Here is a 13,455-nt window from a genome sequence, read left to right as displayed (position 1 = left end):
ACCTATTCGACATATTTCCCCAAAAAGTTCATAGGTATTTCCTATGACCTTAATAAGATAATATCACTTTCCTAATATTAACTCAAATGTTATATTTAGATTGTTAGTATGTTAAATAAATGACAAGGGAGTGATTTGGTGAAAATACTTATTATTGGTGGAGTAGCTGCTGGTACAAAAGTAGCTGCTAAATTAAAAAGAGAAAATCGCGATTTAGATATTACTATATTAACCAAAAGTAATGATATATCTTACGCTGGATGTGGTTTACCTTATTATGTTGGTGACTTAATCCATGAACGTTCTGGACTTATTGTAAATACACCAGAAAGTTTTTCTGCACTTACAGGTGTTAATGTCTTAACACAAATGGAAGTAACTAATGTAAATCAATCAGAAAAAGCTGTATCTGCTTTAAATCTATCTACAAACGAATCTTCTACTTTTACATATGACAAATTAGTCATAGCTTCTGGTGCGAATCCAATTAAGCCAAGCCTTGAAGGAGTAGATTTAAAAGGTGTTTACTTTATGAGAACACCAGATGATGCAATTTCTTTAAGAAGCTCTGTAGAAGCTGGAGAAATTAAACGAGCTATCGTTGTTGGAGGCGGTTTCATCGGGCTTGAAGTTGCTGAAAACTTAGCAGTACAAGGAGTTAAAGTTTCTGTTCTTGATATGGCAGACCACGTACTTCCAGGTTTTGACCCTGAGTTCTGTGACTATGTAGAAAATCACCTTGCAGACCACGGTATTATGACTTTTACTAATACTCGTCTTGAAGGTATCCTTGGAACAGATAGAGTTGAAAAGGTTAAAACTCAAAAACGTGCAATGAAATGTGATGCTGTGATTCTTGCAATGGGTATACGTGCTAATACTTCTTTCTTAGAAGGTACATCTATAGAACTTATGCCTAATAGAACAATTAAAGTTAATGAATATTTACAAACAAACGATCCTGACATATATGCAATCGGTGACTGTGCATGCGTAACAAATTCAATTACAAATGCTCCAGCTTGGTCTCCTATGGGATCTTCAGCAAATATCGAAGGTCGTATTGCAGCAAAAAATATTGCTGGTAATAAATTAAAATATAATGGTGTATTAGGTACTGGTGTTTGTAAATTGCCAGAACTAAATGTTGGACGTACTGGTTTAACTGAAAAACAAGCTAAAGATGCTGGTTTTGATGTTGCTTCAGTTGTAACTGTAGTAGACGATAAAGCACACTATTATCCAGGTGCATCATCATTTATCGTAAAAATGATTGCTGATAAAGAAACTAAAAAATTATTAGGACTTCAAGTAATCGGTAAAGGTGCTGTTGATAAGATGGTTGATATCGCAGTAACAGCTATTACTCTGAATGCTTCTTTAGAAGATATCGAGAATATGGATTTAGCTTATGCTCCACCATTCTCTACAGCAATACATCCATTCTCTCATACAGTAAACGTATTACTTAATAAAATCAGTGGAGCATTTACAACAATAACTCCATTTGAATATAAAACTAACAAACCAGAAGGTTATAAGGTAATTGATGCTTCAATTGCGCCTTCTATTACAGGTGCTCCTTATATGGACCTTACAAAAGTTACAGGACCTGTAGAAGGATATAACTTAGATGACAAATTACTATTAGTTTGTACTAAAGGTAAACGTGCTTACCTTTTACAAAACAGATTAAAACATTATGGTTACACAAATACTCTTGTACTTGAAGGCGGTTCTACTTTCTCAGAAGTAGAATTATAATAAAAAAATTTATAACATTGGAGGAATTAATTATGGCAGAAATGACTATGACAAAACTTAAGGTAACACCAGAAGATGAAAAAAGAGTAAAAGCGATGGGCTTTTTAAGAAATAAGGGAACTGATTGTTTCTCAGGTAGAATTATTACTGTAAACGGTAAAATTACTGCAGCTCAAAATAAATGTTTATCAGAAGCAACAGATTTATATGGAAACGGTGTTGTAACACTTACAACTCGTCTTACAATTGAATGTCAAGGAATCCACTATGATAACATAGAAAAATTCCAAGAATATATTGCAAAAGAAGGTTTAGTAACTGGTGGTACTGGTTCTAAAGTTAGACCTGTTGTATCTTGTAAGGGGACAACTTGTCAATATGGATTAATAGATACATTTGCTCTTTCAGAAGAAATCCACGAAAGATTCTTCAACGGATATGCAAATGTTAAGTTACCTCACAAATTCAAAATTGCAGTAGGTGGATGTCCAAATAACTGTGTAAAACCAGACTTAAATGACGTTGGTATTATTGGTCAAAATATACCTAACTATGATGAAGATGGATGTAACGGATGTAAGAAATGTGGTGTTGCAGATGTCTGTCCAATCAAAGCTGCTACACTTCAAGATGGTATCTTAGAAATCAATAAAGATGAATGTAACAACTGTGGACGTTGTATTGGAAAATGTCACTTTGACTGTATCGAAGATGGTACTACAGGATACAAAATCTACATTGGTGGTAGATGGGGTAAAAAAATTGCTCACGGTATCGCTTTAGATAAAGTATTTACTACTAAAGAAGAAGCTTTAGACGTAGTAGAAAAATTAATCTTACTTTACAGAGAACAAGGACAAACAGGAGAACGTTTATCTCAAACAATTGAGCGTATAGGATTTGAAAGAATTCAAGAAGAATTACTTTCTGATGCTATTTGGGATCGTAAACAAGAAATTTTAGATGCACAACTTCACTTAGTTGGTGGAGCTACTTGTTAATCTAAACACTATATAATTTTATAACAAATCACCTAATTTAATCATAAAAATAGCCTTAAAAGGATTCTATTTCCCACTATTTAGAACTCCTTTTAAGGCTAAAACAAAGTGGAATTATCCACTTTAATTTATACTTTCAATCGTTTATTTTTTAACAAGTAGAATTGATATTAAAGGGGAGATAAATTTATGAACAAGAAATCATATTTTGCTATTATTGTTTGTGTTGCTATTGCTGTTATTGCTACTTACTTAGGTGGATTACAAAATATTGTAGGTGCTCCTATGATAGGTCTATTCATTGGTATGTTGATTGTAAACCTTCTACCAACTGTAGATAAAGATTTTAAAAAGGGAACTACATTTGCAGGAAAGAAATTTTTAAATATTGGTATTATACTTGCTGGTGCTACATTAAACTTCAGTCAAATTCTTGGCTATGGTGCAAAAGCACTTCCATTAATCATTTTTAATATTTGCCTTTCTTTTACTGTTGCATTTTTTGTAGGAAAGAAATTAAATCTTTCTGATAACACATGTACTCTAGTTGGTGGTGGTACTTCTATCTGTGGAGGAACTGCTATAGCAACTCTTTCATCTATAATCAAAGCTAAAGAAACTGAAATTGCATATGCTATGACATCAATCTTCTTATTTGATATTTTAGCAGCTTTAGTTTATCCATATCTAGCTGGTGCTCTTAATTTAACAGCTAATCAATTTGGATTTTTAGCTGGTACTGCTATAAACGATACTTCTAGTGTTGCTGCATCTGAAGCTACTTATAATGCAATACATGGTCTTGACCTTAACTTAGCAATTACCGTAAAACTTACTAGAACTACTATGCTTATTGCACTTGCTGTAATTTTTACGATACTTGCTATACGTAAAGAAGCTAAAGAAAATGCTATTGCTACTGCATCAACTATGAGCAATTCTAGTGCTGCAACTCAAGTTGCTGTTACTAAACAAGCAAGCATAGGACAAACAGTATTAAAAGTATTCCCTTGGTTTATACTTGGATTCCTACTTATGGCTGTATTAAATACAATGGGTCTATTCAGTAGTATCGAAGGATTATCTGGATTATTTAAGACTGGATATAAATTCTTTATTACAGTAGCTCTTGCTGGTGTAGGATTCAAAATTCAATTTAAAGATTTATTTACTAAAGGTATTAAACCTATTATTCTTGGTGGATGTACTTGGCTTGCAGTTGCAGCTTCATCAATGATATTTATTCACCTATTTGCAAGCTACGTAGGATAGTTACTAACTAAAATTTATTAAATAAAAAAGCTGGCACTTTTGTTGGGGGACATTAGTGCTAGCTTTTCTTAAAAGGTTATTTTTTGGGGTAAATAATAATGCTTTAACTACTTTATGAATTTATAATAACTTTCTTTTGTGACAATTAGGTGTCAAATTTATTACAATATATTAAACTATTATAATTAACAGTTTAACTTCATAAGTCTTATTACATTTTCAGCTGCCTTTTCTAAGTTTTCTTGACCTTTAGCTAAAGATTCTTCAATAGACATTACACCTTGCATAATTCCAAATATACAATCTATGCCCTTTTCATATAGCACGTCTATATTATCTCCAACTTTTCCTGCAAAGGCTATAACTGGCTTATTATATTTTTTAGCAACTGTTGCAACGCCTAAAGGAGTTTTTCCATATTGAGTTTGAAAATCAATACTTCCTTCTCCAGTCCACACCATATCTGCAGCTTTTACTTTCTCTTCTAATCCGGCGTATTCTATTACCATTTCAATTCCCTTTTTCAGATTTCCATCTAAAAATGCCATTAGTCCAGCACCTAAGCCTCCTGCAGCTCCTGCACCTGGTACATTTAATATATCTTTTCCAAGCTGATTTTTTATTATATCTGCATAATATCTTAAATTATTATCTAATAAATTAATCATTTCTTCTGTTGCTCCCTTTTGTGGTCCAAACACATTTGAAGCTCCTCTTTCACCACAAAGTGGATTATTAACATCACAAGCTACTTCTACAATAATATCCTTTAACCTAGAGTCAAAATTAGTTAAATCTATACTATGCAATTTTCCTAACTCTCCTCCACCAAAACCTAACTCATTTCCATCTTTGTCTAATAATCTTCCGCCTAGAGCTTGTATAACTCCTGCTCCTCCATCATTAGTTGCACTTCCACCAATACCTATTAGTAGCTTTTTCACACCTTTATCTAAACAAGCTTTAATAAGTTCACCAGTACCATATGTAGTTGTTATTAAAGGATTTCTTTTATCTAATGGAACTAACTGTATTCCACTTGCACTAGCCATTTCTAAAATTCCTATATCTCCATCCCCTAAAATACCATACTCTGCTTTAACCTTATTTCCTAATGGTCCTACTACTTCTAAAGAATACACCTTACCATTTGTGGAATCCACTAATGATTGCATTGTACCCTCTCCCCCATCAGCCATAGGAACATGTACACATTTTATATCTGAATTTATTTTCTTTATTCCTCTTTCCATTGCTACACAAGCTTCTTTTGCAGTCATACTTTCCTTAAATGAATCTGGTGCTAATACGATAACAAAGTCTTTTTTCATATAATTCTCCTAAATAAATCTATTTAAAGTTTATTTTCCTATGTTTATATTATAAGGTTAGTTTTAAAACATAATCTTTTCATTTCTAAATTAATAATCAAGATTAAATTTCTTGGAATTCATATAGAAGTTGATGGCAAAGAGAAAAGGTCCCCATCCACCATCACATACTATTATACAAAATATATAGAATGTATATCCATATATTACATTTACCATTTTCCCTTAATTTCCACTTTAAACATAACTTAAATATAAAATTTTTACTTACAGAAACTTAATAAATAGTTTAATATAAAAAAGAGTTTGCTTATAATTAATATATAGAAATATAAAATACTAAATTGAGGGGTTTATGTATGAGAAAGAAAGATATACTTGAATTAAAAAAACGACTAAAGAAAGACCACTGTACTTTTACTAAAATGTGTGGGTGCTATGTCAGTGGAGAAAAACATGTAATTTTAAAATTTAGAGAAACATTCTTAAACTTAGAGGAAGATGATTATCATAAGTACTTAGAAATTGCTAAAAAAGTTATGTCTGGAACTATTGGAAATAATATTTTACAACTTGAATTTCCACTTAACGAAGACCTTGTGAATGAAAAACAAATTTCTCTTATGCAACTTAAAAGTAGTGCATTAAAAGATGATGCTCTTCTTGATAGTTTTTACGAGTCTATTATAGAGAACTATGATTATACAGGTAACTTTTTAATACTTCTGTATCATGATGCTTATGACGTTATTACTAAAACTAAAGATAATGCTAAGCTTGATGAATCTGAAGAAGTATATGAATACGTACTATGTGCAATATGTCCAGTTTCACTTACTGCACCTGGTCTTAGATACTATGAGGATGAAAATAGAATTAAAGCTCGTGATAGAGATTGGGTTGTTGAAGCTCCTGCTAATGGATTTATATTCCCAGCATTTATTAACCGTAGTTCAGATGTTAACTCTATTATGTACTATACAAAAAATGCTAAGGACCCCCATTATGAATTAATGGAATATGCTTTAGGATGTCCTTCAAAACAAACTGCTACTATTCAAAAAGAAACCTTCCAAGAAATAATTAAAGGTTCTTTTGGTGCTGATGAAAAGAAAGCAGATAAAGTATTTATGGAGGTTCAAGAAAGCATTAATAATATGATAGAAGAACATAATTCTATGTATGAAGATGTAGCTGATGCTGAACCAATATTAATATCAAGTAAGGATATTCAAAATATCTTAGTAGAAAGTGGAGTTCCTGAAGAGCTTGCTCCTAAAATAGAAAAATCATATGTAGCAAACTTCGGTAATGACCTACCTTTAGCAGAAAGCTTAATTGACCCAAAAGTACTTAAAGCAAATGAGCAAAGAAAAAAAGAAGAGCATCTTGTAAGACAAGTTGAAATGCTTCAAAACAAACTTGAGCAAGTTAAACAAGAAGCTGCTGCTGATAAGGTAACTAATAACTTTACAGAAGTTAACGAAGGTAATGTAGAATTAGAAAATGCTACAGAAGATAACGCTTCAGAAGCTTTAGAAAATACTTCAGAAGAACCAGTTGAAAATAACTTAGAAGAAAATAATATGGATACTACTGAAGAAACTAATGATGCAATATTAGAAAATGATGAAGTTGCAGCTGATTATGATGTTATACTTCAAGTAAAACCTGAAAAAATACCTCAAATAAAATCACAAATAATTGACGGTAAAAAATTCATAATGATTCCTATTGATGAAGATGAACAAACAACTGTTAATGGATTAGATGATTTAATTTAACAATAATAAAAAATGTATCAATTATAAAACATAATCTTTTATAATTGATACATTTAACTTTTATAGCAAGTAATTTAACTTTATATTAACGATTAATTGAACGAGCTATCATTGATACAGTATGACGAACCCCGCGGATTGCCTTACTCATAGCAAAAATATTCTCAAATGGTGCAACTCCACCGTAACCTGCATCCCCTATATGTTGAATATCTACTCCACAAATTTTATTACGAATAGCAATTTGTTTAATAGTATCTTCATCAGAGCTTTCTTGGCTAGTTCCGATTGCACTTAATACAAGTGCACCTTTACTATGAGCTACTTTAACAGCTTCCTTTAATTCATTTTCATCAAATCCTGGTACTGTTCCAACTGCTGGAACTAATATTATATCTGCACCTGCTTCGATAAATCCTTCAATGGCTTTTATATCAGCAACTGGTTCATCAACACCAGCTCCATGCATTTTACCTGCAATAATTAGTCCTGAGAATTTCTCTTTTGCTAACTTAATTGTTTTTTCTATTGCAGCATTTGTTACTCCTGTACCTGGATTACCTGTGAAGCAAACAAAATCCATACCAACTCTTTCAATTTCCTCAATTGTCTTAACAGTAGCTTGTCTACCCTCGCTTATTACTAAACGATCCTCAGCCATATCTGCATCTAAATCTACTGGTTCTAAGTTTACCCCTATAGGACGTCCAACTAAACGATGTAGTTCATCTACAAATGTACCTTCTTTTACATCTAATCCAAAAATAACTGGATTTAAAACATCTAATCCATTAAGAAGGATTAAATCTGCTCCAAAAGCTCTGGCAATTTCAGAATTAGTAATATCTCCTATAAATGATTCTCTCGGTGCTACATTTTCTGAAAGGATAACTCTTCCTTCACTTGCTTTAATACTTTGCTTTAACTCTGCTGCAGTCATTTCTAATATATCTGAAGTGTTTGCACTAATAAGTCTTTTTCCCATAATCTAATCCCCCTAAATTTTTTCTTTTTTATATTTTTATAGTATTATCTGCTGATTCTAATTCTAAGTTTTGTTTTTCTACTGTTCTATAAAAGCCCCAGTAAATTGCTATATCAACAATTATACAAACTATTTGTAAAATAGATCCACTTATATGACCACCTGTTGTAAGGAATCCACTAATTATTGGAGGCATTGTCCACGAAACTGAAATACCAGTAGTCTTAGCAGCTATTCCTGCTGCCATTGCAAAATAACATATTAATGCATTTGCTACTGGCGCTAATATAAATGGTATTAATAATGAAACGTTCATTACTATCGGTATTCCAAACATAGCTGGTTCATTAATATTAAAAAGTCCAGGTGTTAATGTTAATGGGGCCATAGTTTTAGTAATTTGACTTGCTTTTCTACGTCTTGCCATAATAGCAATAACTATTACTAAACCGATTGTGGCACCACCACCACCCATGAAGACAAAGTTATCTATAAATTGAGCAGTAATAATATTAGGTAATTCTGCAAACTTATCTGCTTGGAATATTAAACGGTTTGCATCAGAATTTATTAACCAAATTGGACTAAGAATACTGTTAACAACATTACCACCATGGATACCAATAAACCAGAATAAACTATTTAATAATATCGCAATTAATGTTCCAAATATATTATTCCCAAGTAATCCTAATGGTCCACCTAAAACTATTGCTAATAAATCATGTGCATTACCAATACCAACCTTATCAAGTATTCCATAAATAACTAACCATAAAGTAATGATAGCTGCACCTGGAATTAAAGCACTAAAGCTTCTAGCAACTGCTGGTGGCACTGCATCTGGTAATTTTATTTGAATATTATGATTAATAAACCATTGAAAAATTAAGGCTGAAATAATACCAATAACCATTGCTACAAATAAACCTTTGCTTCCCATATATCCAACTGGAATTCCACCCTCACTAAAAGGTGTTATAACTATAAAGGAAGATAATGATATAACACCTGCTGAAACACCATCAACTTTATATTGACGAGCTAAACTGTTCGCAACCCCAAAGCTTGCAATTAATCCCATAAGACCAAAACTACTATCTACCCCTTTCCAAAGGTATCCATCAACACCTATTTCAGCTAACCAATTAGTCCATGCCTCAATTGGAAAGCTAGCTAGTACAAGAAATAATGACCCGATAATAATTAGTGGCATACTTAATGTGATACCATCACGTATCGCAATTAGTATTTTATTATTACCTAATTTAGCGGCTATAGGTAATAATTTTTCTTCTAGGAACCCATTTACATTTTTCATTTTATCTCTCCCCCATCCATTTAATTATAAAAAATAATTTATTTATAATATTTAAACCATTTCATAACTAAGATTAATTATAAATAATTATTATTAACTAAATGATATGCCATTATCCATAATTTGTCAATTATGTTTTTTTATTTTATTTTTCCTAGTTGTTTATAAATTATAATTAATATATATTTAATATTAGTGAAGAAGGAGGATACTTATGAAAATTACAAAAAAACAACAAAAGTTAAGATTTACAATTTTAGATAAAATTTATTCTAACGGGCCTATTTCTAGAATTGATATCTCAAAAGAAACTGGAATCACACCTGCAACAGTTAGCGAAATTACTGGTGAAATGATTAATCAGAATCTTATTCACGAAATCGGAGAAGTTATTCCTGAACAAAGTACATCTGGGAGAAAAAAGATACTATTAGGTATCTCCCCTAATCATAGTTTTTATATAGGAACGGAGTTATCTCATAAATACATCTCCTTCTGTCTAACTGATAATAGTGGCAAAATTATCAAGGAAAATATTATTCAATTAAATAGTAATGATTCCTCTAATCTTTTAACCCCAGAGTTTTATCTTAAGGAGCTACAATTATTTATAGATAGTTGTAAGGACTATAATCCAAGAGGTATTGGACTTGCTATACCTGGTCACTTTAATTATGAAAACAAATCAATTGTAACCAATAATAATTTTTGGGGAAATTTTAATATTAAATTAATATTAGATAATATTAATCTCCCAATGTTTTTTGAGAATAACGTTAAATGTATGACATTAGCCGAAAGATTATTCTCTGCTAATAATAATGATGATAATTTTATATTCTTCCATGTTGGTAGAGGAATGTTCTGTTCATACATGTATAATGGTGAATTATATGCTAAAGATAATTATCTAGTAGGAGAAATAGGACATATAATTGTTCATCCTGATGGGGAGCTATGTGAATGTGGTAAGAGAGGTTGTCTTCAAACTTACGGAAGTGAAGCTTGGATAATAAAAAAATCTCAAATTATATTTTCTAATTCTGAAACTACATTCCTTAAACAATTAGTTACAGACAAAGATAATATAACAATAAATACTATATTAAAGGCATATCTATTAGGTGATGAAGGTATAATACATATACTTCACTCCGCAATTAAATATCTTGCCATTACAATTAATAATTTATCCATGATGATTGATTCAAATAAAATAATTGTTCACGGAGAATTATTTAGTGAGCCTTTATTATCAAATTTATTAATGGAATATTTAGATAAAAATATTAACTTATTTGCATTACAAAAGAAACAAAATATTATAATTAAAAATTATCATAATCATAATGGTGCTTTATCTGCATCTTCTCTTTGTATCTCTAAACTACTTATTAATTAAATATAATAAAAAAGAGTTAATGTACTCCATGCTTTACATTAACTCTTTTTTTACACATCATTAAATTGAATAGTAGATTATAAATACCATAAGATATAATCAAGTAATCTTAATAAACTTTATGAAAATTAAATTGCTATTTTTTATTCATATAAGCATAAATAGGCAACCCTATTATTGTTATAATTATTCCACCTAAAGATATAAGTGGTGCTGTAATAAGTTGATTTATTACAACAAAAGTTCCTCCAAGTATTGCTATTATAGGTATTACTGGATATCCTGGAACTTTATAAGGTCTATAAAGGTCTGGCTTAGTCTTTCTAAGTATAATTACTCCTATAAATGTAAGAACATAAAATACCCATACTGCAAATATAGTTAAATCACTTAATAAATTAAACTGACCTGTTAATGCATATATACAAGCAAGTATTGATATAAGTAATATTGAGTTATATGGTGAACCACCTTTATTAACCTTTGAAAGAATCTTACTACCTGGTAATAATTTCTCTTTAGTTAATGCATATACTACTCTTGGTCCTGTTAATAAATATCCATTTAATGTCCCAAATACAGATATTAATATCCCTGCTGATATTAACTTTCCACCTATTGGCCCAAATAATTTTGTAGCAACAAGAGATGCAGGTGAAGTAATATTTGCTAAGCTACTTGCTGGGGCTACCCATAAATAAGCTACATTGATAGCCAAATAAACTGCCATAACTAATGATAGTCCACCAACTATTGCCTTTGGTAAATCCTTTCCTGGATCCTTCATTTCACCAGCAATAGCTCCAACATTTATCCATCCATCATAAGCGAATAATGTTGCTATAAGAACTTGACCTAAAGTAGTTACAGGGTTCACTCCCTCTCCAACCATAGGTGTAAGTATTGATGTGCTGTTTCCCTTTGTAAATCCAAAAATTATAATTAAAACTAATGGAACTAATTTTCCTAAAGTAGCTACAGTCTGAATAGAGCCACCAAAAGAAGACCCAATAGTATTTAAAAGTGCTGTCAATAATATGATTCCTATAGCTATTGGCAATACCATTTTCATATTATTTGACGTAGAACCTAAAAGTTCTGAAGCTTGCTGTGCAAATATTACAGCTACAGCTGCTATTGTTCCTGGGAAAAATAATACTGTCTGCATCCATCCAGTTAAAAATCCATAACGCTTGCCATATATTTCTTCAATATAAATCATCATACCACCAGTCTTTGGTATTGCGGCAGATACCTCTGTTGCAGTAAGACCACCAGCTATTGTTATAAGACCACCTAAAATCCATGCTAAGATTCCTAATCCAGGTGCTCCATTAGTTGCAGTATATATTGCTTGAGGTTTAAAAAATACACCTGATCCTATAACTACTCCTACAACTGTTGAAAAAGCAGCCGCTAGACCAAGGCTTTTCTTTAGTTCTTTGTTCATAAATTCCTCCGTAAGTATAATATTAGCATTTACTAATTATACTTAAAAAATATTTTTAGTCAAATTTCGACATTTTATGACTTAATTAATTAAATCTTTGGCTCAATTCAAAATAAGACTATCCTATTAGTTTTCCTTCTTTCTTACTATTTATAGCTTAATAAATTTAATTTTTAATATCGTAATTATCAATTTTCTAATCTATTATTTCCTTATCTATTATTAATATCCTCTGTATAAATAAATTCAAAAAAATGATATTCTTATATTAGGTAAAAATTTATTTGATATAAACTTGGGGGGAAAATTATGAAATACGAAGTTATATTATTTGACGCAGATGAAACATTATTTGATTTTAAAAAATCAGAAAAAGAAGCTTTTAAAAATACAATGATTAAATTTGGCTTCGATTATGATGAAAATTATCACTTAAAAATATATCAAGAAATAAATTCAGCTATATGGAAAGAGTTCGAAGAAGGTCTTATTACTCAAGCAAAATTAAAGGTAGAAAGATTTAAAAGATTATCAGATAAATTAGGAGTAAGCTTTGATGAAAATGAATTTGCAAAATCATATATGGAACATTTAGCTGATGCATCCTTTTTATATGATGGTAGTGTAGAACTTTTAGAAGATATATCTAAATCACATAAGCTTTCTATAGTAACTAACGGACTTACTGCTGTTCAAGATAAGAGAATAAGAAAATCTACTGTAGCAAAATACTTTGATACTGTAGTTATTTCTGAGGAAATATTAATATCAAAACCAAATCCAGAAATCTTTGAACATACTTTAAAAACTATAAATCATTCTGATAAATCAAAAGTTTTAATGGTTGGAGATAGCTTAACTTCAGATATACAAGGTGGAATAAACTTTGGTATAGATACTTGCTGGTATAATCCAAAAAAATTAGAAAATAAAACTTCAATAAAGCCTACATACGAAGTTTCTAGCTTTGATGAATTAAAAGAAATATTGATTAATTCATAAACAGTTTTAATTACATAAAAAGGGGCTGTCTCTGAAATGATTTTTAAAATCATTTCAGTAGACGGTCTTTTTATTTTTTATTCATATATTTATATGAAATTATTTCTAAATGAACAAGTTTTTTGACACGACAAATAGGAGGT

Annotated in this window: 10 protein-coding genes; 6 read left to right on the top strand and 4 right to left on the bottom strand. The window is 30.7% G+C overall.

Going from position 1 to position 13,455, the window contains the following annotated elements:
- Positions 1 to 138 precede the first annotated feature (138 nt).
- From LQE93_RS15460 to LQE93_RS15450, 3 genes are all read left to right on the top strand, one after another.
- Complete coding sequence (locus tag LQE93_RS15460; RefSeq protein ID WP_186839620.1) at positions 139 to 1,764, top strand: FAD-dependent oxidoreductase; 1,626 nt, start codon at positions 139 to 141, stop codon at positions 1,762 to 1,764.
- Between the two features lie 32 nt (positions 1,765 to 1,796).
- Positions 1,797 to 2,765, top strand: a complete 969-nt coding sequence (locus LQE93_RS15455) for a 4Fe-4S dicluster domain-containing protein (RefSeq protein WP_341380627.1) — start codon at positions 1,797 to 1,799, stop codon at positions 2,763 to 2,765.
- 189 nt (positions 2,766 to 2,954) lie between these two features.
- Positions 2,955 to 4,037, top strand: a complete 1,083-nt coding sequence (locus LQE93_RS15450) for a YeiH family protein (RefSeq protein WP_231074349.1) — start codon at positions 2,955 to 2,957, stop codon at positions 4,035 to 4,037.
- A gap of 185 nt (positions 4,038 to 4,222) precedes the next feature.
- On the opposite strand, the gene LQE93_RS15445 is transcribed toward LQE93_RS15450, so the two are convergent.
- Complete coding sequence (locus LQE93_RS15445; RefSeq protein ID WP_231074347.1) at positions 4,223 to 5,368, bottom strand: glycerate kinase family protein; 1,146 nt, start codon at positions 5,366 to 5,368, stop codon at positions 4,223 to 4,225.
- 359 nt (positions 5,369 to 5,727) lie between these two features.
- Here LQE93_RS15445 and LQE93_RS15440 point away from each other — a divergent pair, with 359 nt between their 5' ends.
- Positions 5,728 to 7,152, top strand: a complete 1,425-nt coding sequence (locus LQE93_RS15440; RefSeq protein ID WP_231074346.1) for a DUF4317 domain-containing protein — start codon at positions 5,728 to 5,730, stop codon at positions 7,150 to 7,152.
- 85 nt (positions 7,153 to 7,237) lie between these two features.
- On the opposite strand, the gene LQE93_RS15435 is transcribed toward LQE93_RS15440, so the two are convergent.
- Entirely contained in the window at positions 7,238 to 8,137 is a 900-nt protein-coding gene (locus tag LQE93_RS15435; RefSeq protein ID WP_231074344.1) for a DUF7916 family protein, read from the bottom strand.
- A 28-nt stretch (positions 8,138 to 8,165) separates the two neighbouring features.
- Positions 8,166 to 9,458: a PTS sugar transporter subunit IIC gene (locus tag LQE93_RS15430; protein ID WP_231074343.1), complete on the bottom strand. Its 1,293-nt coding sequence runs from the start codon at positions 9,456 to 9,458 to the stop codon at positions 8,166 to 8,168.
- A 214-nt stretch (positions 9,459 to 9,672) separates the two neighbouring features.
- Between LQE93_RS15430 and LQE93_RS15425 the strand changes: the two genes are divergently transcribed.
- Complete coding sequence (locus LQE93_RS15425) at positions 9,673 to 10,860, top strand: ROK family transcriptional regulator (protein WP_231074342.1); 1,188 nt, start codon at positions 9,673 to 9,675, stop codon at positions 10,858 to 10,860.
- Positions 10,861 to 10,996: 136 nt separating this feature from the next.
- Here the strand turns inward: LQE93_RS15425 and LQE93_RS15420 are convergent, their stop codons facing one another.
- Positions 10,997 to 12,310: an APC family permease gene (locus LQE93_RS15420; RefSeq protein WP_231074341.1), complete on the bottom strand. Its 1,314-nt coding sequence runs from the start codon at positions 12,308 to 12,310 to the stop codon at positions 10,997 to 10,999.
- A 309-nt stretch (positions 12,311 to 12,619) separates the two neighbouring features.
- Here LQE93_RS15420 and LQE93_RS15415 point away from each other — a divergent pair, with 309 nt between their 5' ends.
- The gene (locus LQE93_RS15415) at positions 12,620 to 13,312 is read left to right on the top strand and encodes a YjjG family noncanonical pyrimidine nucleotidase (RefSeq protein WP_186839733.1); all 693 of its coding nucleotides are present in this window, start codon (positions 12,620 to 12,622) and stop codon (positions 13,310 to 13,312) included.
- Positions 13,313 to 13,455: the final 143 nt, after the last annotated feature.

Source organism: Clostridium sp. NSJ-145, from assembly GCF_021044725.1.
In the GTDB taxonomy this organism is placed as follows: Bacteria; Bacillota; Clostridia; order Clostridiales; family Clostridiaceae; genus Clostridium; species Clostridium disporicum_B.
Note: the sequence above shows the minus strand (reverse complement) of the source record. Positions and strands in the feature narration are given on the sequence as shown.